The organism is bacterium, from assembly GCA_024742285.1.
Taxonomy (GTDB): Bacteria; Myxococcota_A; UBA9160; order UBA9160; family UBA4427; genus UBA4427.
On record JANSYR010000018.1, the window covers coordinates 108,813 to 125,912 of the forward strand.

The 17,100-nt window shown below is 71.1% G+C and carries 14 protein-coding genes; all 14 read right to left on the reverse strand.

Annotated elements, in window-relative coordinates; genetic code table 11:
- Positions 1 to 80 precede the first annotated feature (80 nt).
- Entirely contained in the window at positions 81 to 1,019 is a 939-nt protein-coding gene (locus tag NXI30_25240; GenBank protein ID MCR9097536.1) for an FtsQ-type POTRA domain-containing protein, read from the reverse strand.
- A complete protein-coding gene (gene murB, locus NXI30_25245) occupies positions 1,016 to 1,966 on the reverse strand; it encodes a UDP-N-acetylmuramate dehydrogenase (GenBank protein ID MCR9097537.1) in 951 nt (316 codons plus the stop codon). The genes NXI30_25240 and murB overlap by 4 nt, the downstream gene beginning before the upstream one ends.
- A complete protein-coding gene (gene murC / locus NXI30_25250; protein MCR9097538.1) occupies positions 1,963 to 3,354 on the reverse strand; it encodes a UDP-N-acetylmuramate--L-alanine ligase in 1,392 nt (463 codons plus the stop codon). The genes murB and murC overlap by 4 nt, the downstream gene beginning before the upstream one ends.
- Positions 3,339 to 4,520, reverse strand: a complete 1,182-nt coding sequence (gene murG, locus NXI30_25255; GenBank protein ID MCR9097539.1) for an undecaprenyldiphospho-muramoylpentapeptide beta-N-acetylglucosaminyltransferase — start codon at positions 4,518 to 4,520, stop codon at positions 3,339 to 3,341. Before murG ends, murC begins: the two co-directional genes overlap by 16 nt.
- Positions 4,514 to 5,689: a putative lipid II flippase FtsW gene (ftsW, locus tag NXI30_25260; protein ID MCR9097540.1), complete on the reverse strand. Its 1,176-nt coding sequence runs from the start codon at positions 5,687 to 5,689 to the stop codon at positions 4,514 to 4,516. The genes murG and ftsW overlap by 7 nt, the downstream gene beginning before the upstream one ends.
- Positions 5,686 to 7,035 (reverse strand): UDP-N-acetylmuramoyl-L-alanine--D-glutamate ligase, encoded by a 1,350-nt coding sequence (murD, locus tag NXI30_25265; GenBank protein MCR9097541.1) that lies wholly within the window; start codon positions 7,033 to 7,035, stop codon positions 5,686 to 5,688. Before murD ends, ftsW begins: the two co-directional genes overlap by 4 nt.
- An 83-nt stretch (positions 7,036 to 7,118) precedes the next feature.
- Entirely contained in the window at positions 7,119 to 8,192 is a 1,074-nt protein-coding gene (mraY, locus tag NXI30_25270; GenBank protein ID MCR9097542.1) for a phospho-N-acetylmuramoyl-pentapeptide-transferase, read from the reverse strand.
- Between the two features lie 36 nt (positions 8,193 to 8,228).
- On the reverse strand, positions 8,229 to 9,629 hold the full coding sequence (locus tag NXI30_25275) for a UDP-N-acetylmuramoyl-tripeptide--D-alanyl-D-alanine ligase (GenBank protein ID MCR9097543.1): 1,401 nt from the start codon (positions 9,627 to 9,629) through the stop codon (positions 8,229 to 8,231).
- Positions 9,626 to 11,185, reverse strand: a complete 1,560-nt coding sequence (locus NXI30_25280) for a UDP-N-acetylmuramoyl-L-alanyl-D-glutamate--2,6-diaminopimelate ligase (protein MCR9097544.1) — start codon at positions 11,183 to 11,185, stop codon at positions 9,626 to 9,628. The genes NXI30_25275 and NXI30_25280 overlap by 4 nt, the downstream gene beginning before the upstream one ends.
- A complete protein-coding gene (locus NXI30_25285) occupies positions 11,182 to 13,374 on the reverse strand; it encodes a penicillin-binding transpeptidase domain-containing protein (protein MCR9097545.1) in 2,193 nt (730 codons plus the stop codon). The genes NXI30_25280 and NXI30_25285 overlap by 4 nt, the downstream gene beginning before the upstream one ends.
- Positions 13,371 to 13,937: a hypothetical protein gene (locus NXI30_25290; GenBank protein MCR9097546.1), complete on the reverse strand. Its 567-nt coding sequence runs from the start codon at positions 13,935 to 13,937 to the stop codon at positions 13,371 to 13,373. The genes NXI30_25285 and NXI30_25290 overlap by 4 nt, the downstream gene beginning before the upstream one ends.
- Positions 13,934 to 14,893, reverse strand: a complete 960-nt coding sequence (rsmH, locus tag NXI30_25295) for a 16S rRNA (cytosine(1402)-N(4))-methyltransferase RsmH (protein ID MCR9097547.1) — start codon at positions 14,891 to 14,893, stop codon at positions 13,934 to 13,936. Before rsmH ends, NXI30_25290 begins: the two co-directional genes overlap by 4 nt.
- Before the next feature lie 278 nt (positions 14,894 to 15,171).
- Positions 15,172 to 15,618, reverse strand: a complete 447-nt coding sequence (gene mraZ, locus NXI30_25300; GenBank protein MCR9097548.1) for a division/cell wall cluster transcriptional repressor MraZ — start codon at positions 15,616 to 15,618, stop codon at positions 15,172 to 15,174.
- Between the two features lie 717 nt (positions 15,619 to 16,335).
- On the reverse strand, positions 16,336 to 17,100 hold a 765-nt coding region (locus tag NXI30_25305), incomplete at its 5' end, for a hypothetical protein (protein MCR9097549.1).

Here is a 17,100-nt window from a genome sequence, read left to right on the forward strand (position 1 = left end):
GCTCTGAACGACTCCATCCGGAGCCACTCTGTTTGGACGGCCTCACCCATCCGGGCTCGACCGCCGCTTGTTGCCTACTCCTACCCAGAAGCAGGCGCGGTACGCAGAACCGCACGGTCCGCGTACCGGAGATCGATCAGCCGGGCCGTCGCGAGCGCCTCCTCGTCGTGATCGAGGAGGACCGCAAGACGGGCCACGCGCTGGGAAAGCAATCGGCGGCCGAGGAGGGCGCGCGGTCCCTCCTGGCCTATCTGCAGGACGAAGCCCGCCGGGCTGTCGCGCAGCACGCCATCGGCGTCCGCCTCGAGGGCCGGCAGGTGGAGCGTGAGCGCGTCGAGCTCGCTCGTGAGCTCCGGATGGCGCTTCAGCGCGTCGAGGATCTGGAGTGCACCGTCCGGCAGCGCACCCGGCTCGAGGGAAGCGCCAGCGACCGTCGGGACGAGCATCCGGTCGCTGCCCGTACCGCTGAAGCGGCGACCGGTCGCATCGACCCAGGCCATCTCCTCGTCGATCCGCCAGCGGGCGATCGCGTCGCGCTCGACGACGCGCACGAGGAGCGTCCCCGTCGGCAGTCGCAGCACGCCGGCGTCCTCGATCCACGGATCGGCGACGAGCATCGCCTCGATCGACGCCGGGTCGAGGTCGTCGAGGGGCTGGCCGGCGATCGCGCCGGTGGAGGCGGCGATCAGCGCGGCGGGCAGCGCCGCGGCGCCCTGGACGGCGACGCGTTCGAGGCGCGCGTCGCCGAGGACGAGGAACTCGGTGACGGGCAGCGCGAGGTGGGATCCGAGCACGATCGCCGCGACGAAGGCGACCGGCGACAGCACGCGGAAGAGCCGACGGCGGCTCGCGAGCAGCTCGGGCCGGACCCGGTCGCGCTCGAGGCGCAGGCGCTCCTGGTCCCGCTTGTGGGCGAGATGGTCCCGGGCGCGCTTCGCCCGGGCGGCGGCGACGGCCTGGGGCGTGCGTCCACGGCGACCGGCACCGTCACGAGAGAAGAGCCGCACAAAGGGATTCATCGGGCCGCACCTCCGTCGTCCGCGTCTTCCAGATTGGCGCGGCCGATCAGCTGGACTTCGGTTTCGAGCTCGACGCCCGAGGCTTCGCGGACGGTCGCCCGGGCACGTTCGATCAGGGCGAGCACGTCCTTCGCGGTGGCGCCGCCGTGGTTCACGATGAAGTTCGCGTGGACCGTCGAGATCTCCGCGCCGCCTTCGCGCGTCCCCTTCAGCCCGGCCGCCTCGATCAGTCGTCCAGCGAAGTCGCCGGTCGGGTTGCGGAAGACCGAGCCGCAGCTCGGGATGTCGGTGGGCTGCGTCTGCGTGCGGTGGGCCAGGAGGCGATCGATCTCGGCCTTCACCGTCGCCCGATCGCTCGCTGTGACGGAGAGCTCCGCCCCGACCAGCACGCAGCCGGCGGGCAGCCCCGCGAGTGCGCGGTAACGGAAGTCGAGTTCCGCGCGGGCGACGGGCGCCGCGAGCTCGCCGCGGGAATCCATCCAGGTCACGGTCCGGACGACGTCCTTCAGCTCGCGCACGCCGATTCCGGCGTTCATGGCGAGCCAGCCGCCGAGGGTGCCGGGGATGCCCGCACCGAACTCGAGGCCCGAGAGGCCGTTCTCGATGGAGTACTTCGTGATGGTCGCGTGGGAGGCACCGGCCTCGACGGCGATCGCGTCCTCCGCGACGCGCTCGATCCGTCGCAGCTTCTTGAGCCGGAGCACGACGCCGTCGAGGCCCGCGTCGGAGACGAGGACGTTGAAGCCGGCGCCGAGGACCCGGGTCGGCACACCGTGTTCGGTACAGAGCGCGAGCAGGCGGCCGAGCTCGTCGCGGTCGGCGGGGGTCGCCATCGCGTCGGCGGGACCGCCGATGCGAAGCGACGTGTGGCGAGAGAGCGGCACGTCGAAATCGATCCGGTCGCCGAGGAGCGCTTCGAGGGCCGCGCGGGCGTTCGCGTCGATCATGCGTCGGCTCCCGCTTCGAGGGCCTCGAGCAGGCGCGGGCCCAGGGAGACGACGTCGCCGGCGCCGAGGGTCAGGACGAGGTCGCCGTCCTCGAGCTCCGCCGGGAGCGACGCGGCGATCGCGTCGAGGGGTCCGCCGTGTCGGACGTCGGGATGTCCGGTCGCGCGGACGGCGTCGGCGAGGCGCGCGGCGTCGATCCCTTCGAGGGGCGTCTCGCTCGCGGCGTAGACGTCGGCGAGGACGACGCGGTCGGCGTCCTCGAAAGCGGTCAGGAACTCGTCCCAGCAGTCGCGGGTCCGCGTGTAGCGGTGGGGCTGGAAGATCGCCGTGATGCGGCCCGCATGGAGGCTGCGCGCGCCGGCGAGGGCGGCGCGGATCTCGGCGGGATGGTGGGCGTAGTCGTCGACGACCTGCACGCCGGAGGCTTCGCCCTTGCGCTCGTAGCGACGCGACACGCCGGCGAAGCTCGCGACGGCCTCGGCGAGGATCGCCGGGTCGACGCCCTGCTCGACTCCGACCGCGATCGCGGCGAGGGCGTTCAGCACGTTGTGTCGACCGGGCATCGGCAGGTCGAAGCTGATCTCGCCGCGGTTGCGGAGCGAAGCCTTCACGCGCTGGCCGCCGGAGATCGGTTCGACGCGCTCGGCGCGGACGTCTGCGCTCGCGTCGAAGCCGAAATGGACGATCCGCGAGGTGATCCGCGGCGCGATCTCCTGCACGCCCGGGTGGTCGATTCCGAGGACGCAGGCGCCATAGAAGGGCACGCTGTTGGCGAAGTCGACGAAGGCATCGAGGAGCGCCTCGCGCGTGCCGTAGTGGTCGAGGTGTTCCGGGTCGACGTTGTTCACGACCGCGAGGACCGGCCGGGTCAACAGGAAGGAGCCGTCGCTCTCGTCGACTTCCGCCACGATCAGGTCGCCCTGGCCGAGCTTGACCGGGCTCGCGCCGCCACTCGCGCGGGGCACGCGGCCGCCGATGAGCGCCGTCGGATCGAGGCCCGCCGCTTCGAGCAGGTGCGCGGTCATCGCCGAAGTCGTCGTCTTGCCGTGGGAGCCGCCGATCGCGATCGCGTCGCGGGTGCGCATCACCTCTGCCAGCAGCGCCCCGCGGCCCACGATCGGGATGCCGGCGTCGCGGGCTGCGGCGATCTCGGGGTTGTCCTCGGAGATCGCCGACGAACGCACGACGGTCTCCGCGCCCTCGACGGCCTCCGCGTCGTGACCGAGTCGTACGTCCAGGCCGAGCTCGCGCAGGCGTTCGAAGGTCGGGCTCGCGACCAGGTCGGAGCCCGAGACCGCGTGGCCCTGCGCGTGGAAGAGCTCGGCGAGGGCGGCCATGCCGATCCCGCCGACGCCGACGAAGTGGAGGGGACTCAGACGTCGCTGCACGCGTCCTCCTTCCGCTCTTCGTTCGCGTCGTCGCGCTGGAATACCGGCAGACGTCCTTCGAGGTCCGCGCGGCAGTGTTCCAGGATGTCTTCCGGGGCGAAGGGACGCGCGAGGCGCTCCGCGGCTTCGCGCATGAGCACCAGGCGCCCCGGCGTCGTCACGAGCTCCGCGACCGCCTGGGCGAGGGCGTTCACGTCGAGGGGACGGGCTTCGAGACAGCGCGCCGCACCGGCCTCCTCGAGAGCGCGGGCATTCGCCGCCTGGTGATCGTCCGCGGCGAAGGGATAGGGCACGAGCAGCGCCGGCATCCCGGCGAGCGCGAGCTCGGCGACGGTCAGCGCTCCCGCACGGCAGATCGCGAGGTCCGCCCACGCATAGCGCCCGGGCATGTCGTGCTCGAAGGCGACGACCTCGGCGGGCAGGCCGAGCTCCGCATAACGCGCCTCGACGAGCCCCCGTTCCGCCTCGCCGGTCTGGTGGAAGATCTCGACGGATTTCTTGCGCAGGCGGGAGAGGGCTTCGGGCACGTTCTCGTTCAGCTGGCGTGCGCCCTGGCTGCCACCGAACACGAAGACCTTGAGCGGCGTCGCCGGCACGGCCTTTTCGGGCCGATCGGCGAAGGCGCGATAGAGCGCGCGGCGCAGCGGCACGCCGAGGCAGACGCTGTCGGCCTTGGCCGGGAGCGTCCCCCGCGTCGACTCGAAGCCGACGAAGACCCGCCGGGCGAAGCGGGCGGTGAGCCGGTTCACGCGGCCGGGAATCGCGTTCGGTTCGACCAGGAAGAGCGGGGTCCGGCGCAGGCGTGCGGCGAGAGCCGCCGGCATCGCTGCGTAGCCGCCGACCGAGATCACGGCGTCCGCACCGAAGCGCTTCAACACGCGGCGGGCGATCCATGCGCTGCGCAGGATCGAGAAGGCGCCCTTGAGACGGCCGATCGGGTTGCGACCCATCACCTGCTCGGAGGGCAGCTGCGTGAGCTCGAAGCCTGCGTCGGGGACGAGCTTCGACTCGAGTCCGCGCGCGGAACCGACGAAGAGGACCTCGTCGCCCTGGCGCCGCAACGCTTCGCCGAGGGCGAGGGCAGGCGTGACGTGCCCGCCCGTGCCGCCGCCGGCGATCACCCAGCGCCTGCGCGCTGCGCTGCGTTTCTGCGCGCTGCCTACCATCCGTCCTCCTCGGTCGGCGCGGGTGCCGGCCGCGCGGGATGCCGTCGAGCGACGCCGAGCAAGAGCCCGAGGGCCAGACAGCTCACGACCAGCGACGTGCGTCCGTAGGAGAGGAAGGGCAGCGTGAGCCCCTTGGTCGGGACGAGTCCCATCACCACCGAGGCGTTGAGGAACGCCGGGACCGTGAGGAGTGTGACCATGCCGAAGGCCAGATAGAGATCGAAGCGATCCTTGGCCCGGCGCGCCGCGCGCGTACCCGTCACCCAGAGCGCCGCGAAGGCACCGAGGACGAAGAGCACGCCCATCAGGCCGAGCTCCTCGGCGACGAGGGCGAGCACGAAGTCGGTGTGGACCTCGGGCAGGTACTCGAGCTTCTGTCGACCGTTGCCCAGTCCCTGGCCGAAGAAGCCGCCGTGGCCGAACGCCACGTAGGACTGGACGAGCTGCCAGCCCGCGCCCTTCGCTTCCCGGAACGGATCGAGGAAACCCGTCACGCGTCGCCAGGCGTAGGCGTTGTTCACGATGTAGAGGCCGACGAGGAGGACGCCGGCAATCCCGGGCAGCACGAAGCGAGGCCACGGCGTGCCCGCGATGAAGAGGAGACCCGCGCAGAGCACCATGAGCACGACTGCGTTCCCGAGGTCCGGTTGCATGAGGAGCAGCGCCGCGGGCACGAGGGCGAGTCCCGCCGCCTGGAGCGTCGGCTTGTAGGAGAGCTCGCGCCGTTCGTGCTGGCGCGAGAGCCAGGCCGCGACCGCGATCAGCGTCGCGCACTTGGCGAGCTCGCCGGGCTGGAAGCGGAGCCCCGGAAGCGCGATCCAGCGCTGCGCGCCGTTCACTTCGACCCCCGTCACGAGCGTGGCGACGAGCAGCGCGACCGAGAGACCCCAGAAGGGCAGCGCGCCGTGTCGCACGATCTTCGCCGGCAGGAAGTAGGCGGCGGTCGCCGCGGCGCCGCCGATCGCGAGGCCGACCAGGTGATCGAAGAAGAGCGGAGGCACCGTCGACTCCAGGGAGAGCGCCGCCGTCGCGCTGTAGCTCATCACGACGCCCAGGCCGATCAGCAGCGTGGTCGTGATCGCGATCCCCGGGTCGAGACCCGGCGCCGGCTCGTCCTGCGCGTTGAGGCGCATCACGTGGGCCTTCTCGAGGGGGGTGTGGGCGCTCACGAAGCGGTCTCCCTCGTCGCACCGGCTCGCGGCGCGAGGTCGTGGACGGCGCGCTGGAACGCGCGGCCGCGCGCCTCGAAGGAGGCGAACTGGTCGAAGCTCGCGCAGGCCGGGGCGAGCAGGACGACGTCGCCCTCGTCGGCGATCGCGGCGGCGCGGGCGACGGCCACGTCGAGCGTGCCGACGTCCTCGCAGGCGACGACGTCCGAGAGCGCCGAGCCGAACGCCTCGGCGGCTTCGCCGATCAGCAGCACGCGCCGGACGCGACCCTTCGCCGCGTCCCGCAGCGCGTCGAGATCGCCGCCCTTGTGCCGCCCGCCGGCGATCCACACGAGCCGGGCGTCGAAGGAGGCGAGGGAGCGCGCGGCGGCGCCGACGTTGGTCGCCTTCGAGTCGTCGACGAAGCGGACGCCGCGGACGGTCGCGACGTCCTCGCAGCGATGCGGCAGGGTCTCGAACCCCGCGAGCGCGGTCGCGGCGGCGTCGAGGTCGACGTCGACCGTCGCGAGGGCGAGGAGCGCCGCCAGCACGTTGTCCGCCTGACCGGTGAGCGTCTTCGTGCCTTCGAGGGAGACGGTCTGCTGCGCTCCGCCGCGTCGCACGATCGCGTTCGTCCCGTCGAGCCAGGCGCCGGCGGCGACGGGCGTCCGGCGGCGGAACTCGAGGCGTTCGACGCCGGGGGCGATCGGGATTTCCGCGCAGAGCGGGTCGTCTCCGTTCAGGATCGCGGCCTGGCCCCCCTGCTGCCGCGCGAAGAGCCGGGCCTTCGCGGCGCGGTAGCCCGCGAGATCGCCGTGGCGATCGAGGTGGTCCGGCGTGATGTTGAGCAGGACCCCGGTCTGCGGGGCGAAGTCCTCGACGCTCTCGAGCTGGAACGAGGAGACCTCGAGGATCGCGAGATCCAGGGGCTGGCCCACGAGCTCGAGGGCCGGGAGTCCGACGTTGCCGGCGGCCCGCGCGCGGAGACCGGCGCCCCGCGCCATCGCCTCGATCAGCTTCACGACGGTCGACTTCCCGTTCGTGCCGGTCACGGCGACGATCGGAACGGGCAGCGCGCGGAAGCAGAGCTCGATGTCGCCGCGAACCGGCGGGCGACAGCCTTCGTATCGCGCGGCGGGGACGCCGGGGCTCGGCACGACCAGGTCGAAGGCGTCGAGCTCGGGGAAGGGCTCGCCGACGCGGACCTGCACCGCCTCGGGGAGGTCCGAGAGCCCCTCGATCGCGTCCGGCGCGCGCTCGTCCGCGGCCACGACCCGTGCGCCCCGCTCGACCAGGTACTTCGTGGCCGAGAGTCCGGACACGCCGAGGCCGAGCACGAGGACGCTCTGTCCTTCGAACTCCGTCATCTTCGTCCCACCGCGATCGTCCCGGCGTTCCGGGTGACCGCGTGTCTGGTACGGGGTCCGGCAAGGGGAGCCCCGCGAGTGAATCAGCGCAGCTTGAGCGACGACAAAGCGACGAGGCCCAGGATGATCGACACGATCCAGAAGCGGACCACGATCTTCTGCTCGGGCCAACCGAGCTGCTCGAAATGGTGATGGACCGGCGCCATCCGGAAGACGCGCTTGCCGGTCAGCTTGAACGACGCCACCTGGATGATCACGCTGAGCGTCTCGATCACGAAGATTCCGCCGACCACGGCGAGGAGAATCTCCTGGCGGATCAGGACGGCGATCGTGCCGAGGGCGCCGCCGAGCGCGAGCGAACCGACGTCGCCCATGAAGAGCTCGGCGGGCGAGGCGTTGAACCAGAGGAAGCCGAGTCCGCCGCCGACCAGGGCGCCGCAGATGATCGCGAGCTGGCCCGAGCCGGGCACGTTCTTGATCTGCAGGTACTCCGCGATCCCGGCGTGCCCGGCCGCGTAGGACAGGAGCAGGAACGTGCCGGCGGAGATCATGACCGGGCCGATCGCGAGTCCGTCGAGGCCGTCGGTCAGGTTCACGCTGTTGCTGGCGGCGACGATGATGAAGGTCGCGAGCGGGATGTAGAAGATGCCCAGGTTCGGCGTGAAGTTCTTGAAGAAGGGGACCGCGAGCTCGGAGTCGAAGTTCGGGCTCGAGTAGATCGCGACGGCGACGCCGAAGGCGAGGAGGACCTGCCAGAAGAGCTTCATGCGCGCGGAGATCCCGTCCGAGTGCCGCTGCTTGACCTTCTGGTAGTCGTCGATGAAGCCGAGGATCCCGTAGCCGGTCGTGAGACCGAGCACGATCCAGACGAAGGGGTTCGTCAGGTCGGTCCAGAGCAGGACCGAGATGCCGAGGGAGAGCAGGATCAGGAGACCGCCCATCGTGGGCGTTCCGGCCTTCGCCTGGTGGTCGGGGCCGATCTCCCGGATCGGCTGGCCGACGCGGAGGGCAGCGAGGCGGCGGATCAGCCAGGGGCCGACGATGAACGAGATGAAGAGGGCGGTCAGGGTCGCCGCCGCGGTCCGGAACGTGATGTACCGGACGACGTTCAGCGCGCCTACGGAATCCGCCAGGGGATAGAGCCAGTGGTAGAGCATCGATGACTCGCCTTTCCTAGAGACCGCGGCCGAGCATCAGGAGCCGACCTCTTCGAGGAGTTCGATGACGCGTTCCATGCGTGCGGCGCGAGAGCCCTTCACGAGCACGCGGTCGCCCTTGCCCAGCCGATCGCGGAGGGCGCGGGCGAGGGTTTCGTGATCGGGACCGAGGACGATCCGCCCGGCGTCGAGACCGGCCTCGCGGGCCGCCTCTGCCGTGCGCGAAGCGTGGTCGCCGAGCAGGAAGAGTCCGTCGAGGCGCAGCTCGCCTGCGAGGCGACCGAGCGCTTCGTGCGCGGCGAGCGCCTCGTCGCCGAGCTCGCCCATCTGTCCGAGGACCGCGTGTCGGGAGCCCGCGGTGTCGAGCCGGGCGAGGGTCTCGAGGGCGTTCTGCATCGACTGGGGATTGGCGTTGTAGGCGTCGTCGATCACGAGGACGTCGTTCGGAAAGGGCCGCGGCTGCATGCGCCCGGCGACGCCGCGATGGGCGGCGAGCCCTTCGGCCACGGTCTCGAAGGAGACGCCCGCGGCGAAGGCGCCCCCCGCGGCGGCGAGGGCGTTGTCGACGATCGTCTCCGCGAGTCCGGAGACCTTGATCTCGCCCCGGCCGAAGGGCGTCTCGAGCTGGAAGGCGAAGGCGCCCTGGTCGAGGAAGCGCGTGGCGCTCGCGCGCAGGTCGGCTTCGGCGCCGCGCCCGAAGGTGAGGACGCTGGCCTTCGTCCGTTTGGACTGGGCGAAGGCGAGGGGCTCGTCGCGATCGACGATCGCCGTGCCGCTCGCGGGGAGCGCGACGAGGAGGTCGCCCTTCTCGAGGGCGATGTTCTCGCGGGAGCCGAGGAACTCGATGTGGGCCGTGCCGACGTTCGTGAGCACCCCGATCGTCGGACGCGCGATCTCGGCCAGGGCCGCGATCTCGTGGCGATGGTTCATGCCCATCTCGACGACGGCGTATCGGTCCTCGTCGGACCGGCGGAGGAGGGTGAGCGGGACGCCGAAGTTGTTGTTCAGGTTGCCGCGGGTCGCGAGGGTCGGTCCGGCGATCTGCAGGATCCCGGCGCAGAGCTCCTTCGTCGTCGTCTTTCCGTTGCTGCCGGTGATGCCGATCAGCGGACCGTCGAAACGCTCGCGATGGCCGCGACCGAGGGCGCCGAGGGCGACGGTCGTGTCGTCGACGTGGACGAGGAATCCGTCGGTCCGAGCGACGGTCTCCTCGACCCGGTCCATCTGGACCAGTGCCCCGGCGGCCCCGCCGATCAGGACGTCCCCCAGGAAGCGGTGGGCGTCGTGGTTCGGACCGACGATCGCCACGAAGAGATCCCCCGCCCCGATCTCGCGGCTGTCGATCTTCGTGCCCGTGAAGGTCTGGTCGCCCCGACCCCGGATGATCTGGCCGTTCGCCCACCCGCAGAGATCGTCGACGGTCGCCGCGGCGCTCATGTGTCCCCCTGGTCGCGAGCGAGCAGGGCGCGTCGCGCCTCGAGTCGATCGTCGAAGGGGAACTTCTCGCGGCCGACGATCTGGTAATCCTCGTGGCCCTTGCCGGCGAGCACGACCGTGTCGTCGGGCGCCGCGCCGCCGACGGCGAGGACGATCGCCTCGCGCCGGTCGACGAGGACGGTGTAGCGCCCGGTATCGCCGGCGAAGAGCGCGTCGGACTCGACGCGAGTGAGGTCGCGGAGGCCCGCTTCGACGTCTTCGAGGATCGCCACCGGGTCTTCCGTGCGCGGGTTGTCGCTGGTCGCGATCGCCAGGTCCGCGTGGGCCGCGGCTGCCTGGGCCATCAGCGGGCGCTTGGCGCGATCGCGGTCGCCGCCGCAGCCGAAGACGGCCACGAGTCGTCCCGCGCAGAGCGGGCGGACCGCGTGCAACAGCTTCTCGACGGCATCGGGCGTGTGCGCGTAGTCGACGAGGACGGTCGGTTCGTTCCGCCCGGATCCGACGACGCGCTCCATTCGACCCGGGACCTGCGGACAGGCGGCGACGCCCGCGGCGATCGTCGAGGGATCGAGGCCGAGTGCGCGGCCGATTCCGACGGCGACGAGCAGGTTCTCCAGGTTGAAGTCGCCCAGGAGCGGCAGCGCCAGGTCGAAGCGGCCGCCCGCGTCCTCGAGGGTCGCCCGCGTGCCTTCGAGGGTCGAGTCCGCCTCGACGAGGCGAAGGTCCGCGTCGGCGGAGGCGCCCCGGGCCACGCGAAGCAGCGTCGCGCCCGCGTCCCGCGCGATGCCGACCATCTTCTCGCCCCACTCGTCGTCGACGTTGATGACCGCGACCGCGCCGGGGGCGAGATGATCCCGGAAGAGGCGTGCCTTCGAGGCGAAGTAGGCGTCCATGCTGCCGTGGAAGTCGAGGTGGTCCTGCGAGAGGTTCGTGAATGCGGCAACCTTGAAGGCGCAGCCCTCGACGCGTCCGAGCTCGAGGCCGTGCGAAGAGACCTCCATGACCGCCGCATCGACCTGCTCGGTCCGCATCGCACGCAGCGTGCGCTGGAGGTCGAGACTCTCGGGCGTCGTATTCACCGCGACTTCCCGCTGCCCCGCATAACGGATCTCGACCGTTCCCACGAGACCCACGCGCTGGCTCGCCTGGGCCAGGATCGATTCGACCAGATAGGTCGTGCTCGTCTTACCGTTCGTGCCCGTGACCCCGACGAGATTCATCTCGCTCGCCGGGTGGCCGTAGAAGCGCGCCGCGATCGGGGCGAGGGCGCGTCGCGTGTCCGGCACGACCGCGACCGGGGCGTTGCCGCGGATCGCATCGTCCGGCGCCGCCTCGACCAGGAGCGCGGCCGCTCCGGCTGCGATCGCACGGTCGAGGTAGTCGTGTCCGTCGGAGTTCGCGCCGCGGAGCGCGACGAAGAGATCGCCCGGAGAGACTTGCCGGGAGTCGTAGCGGAGCCCCCGGATCGTCGGGTCGTCGCTCGCCTGCGCGCGGTGGAGCGCGGTCAGGGCGAGGTGTTCGGGCAGGGCGTCGAGGAGCGAGGAGAGTCGCATCATCCCTCCTCCCGGCGGGCCGAAGCCGTGCGTCGCTGCTCGAAACGCAATCGCACCGTGCGATCGCTTCCTTCGAGCACCGTGCCGGGAATCGGGTACTGGGACACCACGCGCCCCTCGATGGCTCCCAGGGTCGTGATCTCGAGGGACTCGCTGGCCGCGAGACGACGCGCTCGCGCCATCGTCGTGCCCTCGAAGTCCGGCACGAAGACGAGGTCGAAGGTGTCGTCCGACCCGGCGCGGGAAGGATGACGCCCCGCCGCCACCTCGAGGGTGGCGGCGGGGCGGGCCGGGGGGGCCGCGACAGCCGCGCGAGGCGGCTCGTTTCGGGACCGGCGCGCGGGCGCCGGGCGGGTCTTCGGGGCCGGGGGCGCAGCGGCGACGTCGGGCAGGCGCGTCGGCGTTGCGTTCGTGGCCGTGTTGGGGGCCTGGTCCGCGCTCTCCCCATCGTCCTCGCGTTCGGCGAGCAGCGTCGGCACGGGCGCCGCCGGAATCGGCGCCGGATGCGTCACGATCCCGCGCCGTGCGAGCTGGGCCGCGGCGACCCGGGCGAAGAGGGGGGCGGCGATTCCGCCGCCGCTGTGGAGCGCGCCCTTCGGCTCGTCGACGGCGACGACGATCGCGATCTCCGGGTCGTCCGCCGGGACGACGCCCATGAACCAGGCGACGTAGCGCGAGTTCGAATAGCGACCGGCCTCGACGTCGAGCTTCTGCGCCGTGCCCGTCTTGCCGGCGACGCGAACGCCGTCGAGGGCGGCGAGACGTCCGGTGCCCTCGGCAGAGACGACGGTCTGCATCATGTCGAGGGTGAGTCGGGCCGCTCGCGGGGAGACCGCGCGACCGTGGGCGCGGACCTCCGTCGTCTGCCAGCCCTGGTCCGGGCGGCGGCGCGCGAGGACGATGCGGGGCTCCATCCGCATGCCGTCGTTCGCGAGGGCGCCGAGGGCGGAGACGAGCTGGATCCCGGTGACCGAGAGGCCCTGGCCGAAGGAGATCGCGGCCTGGTCGACGGGCTGCCAGTCGTTCCAGTCGCGCAGGATGCCCGACGACTCGAAGGGGAAGCGCGATCGCGTCCGTGCTCCGAAGCCGAAGCGCTCGAGCCCCGCGTGCTGCGCCTCGCGACCCAGCGCCTGGGCGATCATCACGGCGCCCACGTTGCTCGACACCCGGAGCACGTCCGCCGGGGCGAGCGGGCCGAAGGGGCGCCGATCCCGGATCGTCTTGCCGCGGACGCGAAGCGAGCCGTCTTCGCCGGTCTCGAAGCGCTGCTCGGGCTCGATCACGCGGGCGTCGATGGCGGACGCGACCAGGAAGGCCTTCATCGTCGACCCGGCTTCGACGGCGTCCGTGAAGGTGCGCGACCGCGTCTCGCGATAGTCGAGCGTGCGGAAGCCGTTCGGGTCGAAGCCGGGGGCTTCGGCGAGGGCAAGCAGGTCGCCGTTGCGCGGGTCCATGGTCAGCACGAGGCCGCCTTCGGCGTTCGTGCTCGCGACCACTTCCTGGAGCGCGGCTTCGGCGGCGCCCTGCATCGCGGCATCGAGGGTGAGCGCGACGTCGCCGCCGGCGACCTCGCGGAGATCCGTCGAGCGAAGCGCGAGCGCGCGCCCCCTGGCGTCGCGCTCGATCCGCACGCTTCGCGGCTGTCCCGTCAGCCAGTCGTTCTCGAGCTGCTCGATCCCACGCACGCCCTGGCCGTCGATGTTCGCGAAGCCGAGCAGCGGCGCGGCGAAGGTGCCGGCGGGGTAGGAGCGTCGCGGCTCGCGGTCGATCCCGACGCCGGGCAGGTCGAGCTCGCGGATCCGCTCCGCCTGCGCCTCGGTGACCCAGCGCTTGATGTAGGTGAAGCCGTCGCGGTTCGAGAGCCGTCGCGCGATCGCCGTGAGATCGAGCTCGAGGGTCTCCGCGAGCGCGTGCGCCGTGGCGGCGCGGTCCTCCATCTCGCGCGGGAGCGCATAGATCGAGGCGGCCTCCGTCGTGATCGCGAGCTCGCGGCCGTTGCGATCGAAGATCGTGCCCCGCGCGGCGGAGAGCCGCTGTTCGGTCTGGATCTGCTGGTCGTAGAGGTCGCGTGCTCGCGTGTGCGCCACGGTCAGGTGGGCGGCACGACCGGCCAGGAGCAGCACCACGGCCAGGCCCGCGAGTCGGATCCAGACGATGCGGCCGGAGGCGCGATCGAGCGCCTGCGACCTCACTCCCGAGCTCCTTCGTCCGCGCGTGCGGGACCCTCGGCGGAGAGCGCGGGAGGCGGCCCCGCGGAGACCGCCGGAAGCGCCGAGCCCGAGACGGCGGCCGCGAAGTCGCGTGCGTCCGGGAGGACGCCGGTCGGGTCGGTCGTCGTGATCGGTCCGGGCATCGGGTCCGCGAGCGCGATCACGCGCTCCGCCGGCCGGTAGCCTCGCTCTTGCGCGAGGGCCGCCAGCACGGACGGATCGCGCAGGCCGCGGAGTCGCACGATCAGGGCGCGCTGATCTTCGAGGAGCGTCTGCTCCTGCTCGAGGTTCGCCGCGAGCGCATAACGCGTGCGGATCAGGTCGATGCGCAGGGCGGCGACGCCGAGGGCCGCGACGAGGGCGACGGCGATCAGCGGCACGAGCGTACGCGAGCGCGGGGCGAGAGGGACCTTCGCGAGGTCGACGCCGATCCAGGAACGACGTTCCTCCGGCGCGACCTCGCCGCGGCGCTCCGCCGCCCGACGCATCGCGCGGGCGGCCCGCGCCTGGGCCCGGTTGCGGCGATCGAAGGTGCCCGCGCTCATGCCGCCTCCCGTCGCGTCGCGGCGCGCAGGCGCGCCGATCGCGCGCGCGGGTTGCGCGCGATCTCGTCCTCCGAAGGCAGCACCGGCTTGCGCGTCAGCACTTCGAGGGTCGGAACGCGCCCGCATCGGCAGACCGGGAACGAGGGCGGGCAGTCGCAGCCCTTGGCTTCGCTTCGGAAGGTCTGCTTGACCAGGCGATCTTCGAGGCTGTGGTAGGCGATGACCGCGAGGCGCCCGCCCGGACGGAGGACGCGAATCGCAGCTTGCACGCCCTCCTCGAGGGCCGTGAGCTCGTCGTTCACCGCGATGCGCAGCGCCTGGAAGACGAGGGTTGCCGGGTTGTGACGCCGTCCGCGTCCGATGCCGAGCTCGCCGATCAGCGAGACGAGATCCGACGCCGTCTCGAGGGGCGCTTCGTCCCTTCGTGCGACGATCGCCTTCGCGAGGCGCCGGGAGCCCGGCAGCTGGCCATACTCCGAGAAGATCTTCTCGAGCGATTCGGGGTCGAGGCTCGCGAGGAGGGCGCTGGCGGTCGGCTTGTCGCCGTCGCCGTCCATGCGCATGTCGAGCGGGCTCTCCCCCGGCGCGTCGCCGAAGCGGAAGCCGCGTCCGGGCTCGTCGAGCTGGTGGGAGGAGACGCCGAGGTCGAGAACGATGCCGTCGATCTCGAGGGGCGCGAGATCCGCCGCGACGTCGTCGAGGCGGCGGAAGGAGGACTGGATCAGGCGAACACGTTCGCCGTATCCGGCCGCCTCGAGGCGCGCGCCCGCTTCGCGCAGGGCTTCGGCGTCGAGATCGAGGCCGATCAGCACGCCATCGGGCCCGGTTCGGTCCAGGATCGCGTGGGCGTGACCGCCGCCGCCGAGGGTCCCGTCGAGGATGACGGAACCGGGCTGGAGATCGAGGAATCCGAGGGTTTCGGCGAGAAGGACGGGTTCGTGGTAGGCCGTGGTCACCACTCCGGGTGCCTCTCGTCGATGTGGACCGTCAGGTCTCCTCGGATCGTCTCGCCCGCTCCCGGGACCGGGAGGAGGGGAGAGAACGAAGAGCGACTCGCGTCAGGTGAAGGCGGCGAGTGCGTCGTGAGAGAAGATGTTGGGGCGTCCCGGGACACGTATCTTCGGCACGTACCCCCCAGTAACCGCGCCGGAGACCCTATGTGCCCCGGGAACACCCCAACCTCTCTCCTGGAGAGCGCTTCCCGGAAGAAGGCTCCCCAGTCCCCCCAAAAAAGCTACGACCCCGAACTTCCCTGATTCAGGGATCGCTTGATGTCTTCCAGGCCCATGACCGTTTCGGTCTGACCCGCTTCATAACGCGAGGGGCTCCAGATCTCGATTCGCTCGAGCACCCCCGCGACGATGACGTTCTTCTCGAGTCCGGCGTGGTCGCGGAGAAAGCCGGGAACGAGGATTCGGCCCTGAGAGTCGACCGGGCAGGGCACGGACCCGGTGGCGTAGAAGCGGCGAAGTCGCTGGGCATCGGGATCGAGGCTGGACATTTCCATCAGTCGCTGCTCTTCGGCGGCCCACGTTTCCGCGGGAAAGAGCGCCAGGTGATCCTTCTCGTTGACCAGCATCGGTGGACTTTCCCCCGCACCTACCAGCTCGCCTCGGAACACTCGCGGAATGCTGAGTCGGCCCTTGGCGTCGATCGTGTGGTCATGACGTCCGCGAAACATCGTTCTACAAATGCCTCGCTGTCGGTCTCGATGATCAGGGCAGCTATGCTCTGATCAGGCTTGGTGGAATCGTCCGCTTGGTAGGTCCGGGATCGCTCTGTTCGAGTGGCTCCCGGCTCCACTTCGGCGGCGTTTCATCCCACCGCGCCCCACTCGAATGACTTTCTATCCCACTTCGCCCCACCCGCGCAAGGCGTAATCTCGCCCGCGCTCGATTTTTTTCGTGCTCCGCACAATTCCCCCCACGCCTTGTATCGATCGATCGAAGACGAGGCGAAAACGGCGCAGCGGAGCCAGGGACGTCCTCCCACCTGGGCTCGGGACGCAGGCCGAGCCGCCCACTTCGCACAAACGAGCGCGGTGCGTTCGGGCGAGGCGGTAGGCGGCAGGCGAAGGCGGTAGCGAAGGCAGAAGGAAAGGCGCGTGCGGCCTTGCGGCGCAAGGTGGATCCGATCGCGGCGCGCACGTCGACGCTCTTGCTTTGGGGGAGGACGTGGATCACGCCTCCGTGAGAGGGTGCGCGTCCCGCCTAACACCAAGCGGCTCGATGCGCGGCCGAGTGCGCGTTCCGTGATCGCCGTGTCCGCGGGAGAGCGTGCTCGAAAGGTGCCTACTCGAGCTCACTCAGCTTCTGGATGCCGAGTCGGGTGGTCTCGGGCAGCCTGCGCTCATGGGTGATCCGGGCTGCGCATCGTCGAACGGGCACGTCGCGGCCCTCTATGCGTGTCCCTCGCGGCCCGCGGCCAGGCGTAGCGCGCCCGCGACGACGCACGCGAGCATCAGCAGGATCCAGCCGAAGGGCGAACCCAACGGTACGGCGGGACTCTCCTCGCACGCCTCCGCCCCGGGCGACGAGAATGTGCCTGCCGGGCACGCCGTGCACTCGGTTGAGCCCGGAGCGGCGGCGAAGGTGTCCGCGGGACACAGCGTGCACGACGTCTGATCTCCCTGGTCGGTGAACGAGCCCGGCGCGCAGGGCGTGCATCCGCCGAGATCGATGAAGCCGCCTGCTTCGCAGATGCACGCCTGCGTGTTGCAGGCCTGCGAGTCTGCCGGCCGCAACTCCGGGTCGCAGAGCGCGTCCGAGGCGACGTTCCCGAGCTCGTCCTCGCACACCACCGAGCGAGTCTGCGTTCCGCCACCGCAAGCCGCGGAGCAGGTTCCGTAGAGGCCGGTCACCCAGTCGTAGCTGCACGCTTGCGTGTTGCACGACTGCGTGTCTACCGGTCGCGATCCCGGATCGCAGAACGCATCGGCGACGACGTTGCCGAATCCGTCGTCACATACGACGGAGCGCGTCTGCGTTCCGCCACCGCAGGCCGCGGAGCAGGTTCCGTAGGCGCCGGTCACCCAGTCGTAGCTGCACGCTTGCGTGTTGCACGACTGCGTATCTACCGGTCGCGATCCCGGATCGCAGTATGCATCGGCGACGACGTTGCCGAATCCGTCGTCACATACGACGGAGCGCGTCTGCGTTCCGCC

Coding starts and splice junctions, on each gene's coding strand:
- murG (MCR9097539.1), bottom strand. CDS start 4,520: ATGGTAGGCAGCGCGCAGAAACGCAGCGCAGCGCGCAGGCGCTGGGTG.
- murD (MCR9097541.1), bottom strand. CDS start 7,035: ATGACGGAGTTCGAAGGACAGAGCGTCCTCGTGCTCGGCCTCGGCGTG.
- NXI30_25290 (MCR9097546.1), bottom strand. CDS start 13,937: ATGAGCGCGGGCACCTTCGATCGCCGCAACCGGGCCCAGGCGCGGGCC.
- NXI30_25240 (MCR9097536.1), bottom strand. CDS start 1,019: ATGAATCCCTTTGTGCGGCTCTTCTCTCGTGACGGTGCCGGTCGCCGT.
- mraY (MCR9097542.1), bottom strand. CDS start 8,192: ATGCTCTACCACTGGCTCTATCCCCTGGCGGATTCCGTAGGCGCGCTG.
- mraZ (MCR9097548.1), bottom strand. CDS start 15,618: ATGTTTCGCGGACGTCATGACCACACGATCGACGCCAAGGGCCGACTC.
- NXI30_25280 (MCR9097544.1), bottom strand. CDS start 11,185: ATGATGCGACTCTCCTCGCTCCTCGACGCCCTGCCCGAACACCTCGCC.
- murB (MCR9097537.1), bottom strand. CDS start 1,966: ATGATCGACGCGAACGCCCGCGCGGCCCTCGAAGCGCTCCTCGGCGAC.
- NXI30_25275 (MCR9097543.1), bottom strand. CDS start 9,629: ATGAGCGCCGCGGCGACCGTCGACGATCTCTGCGGGTGGGCGAACGGC.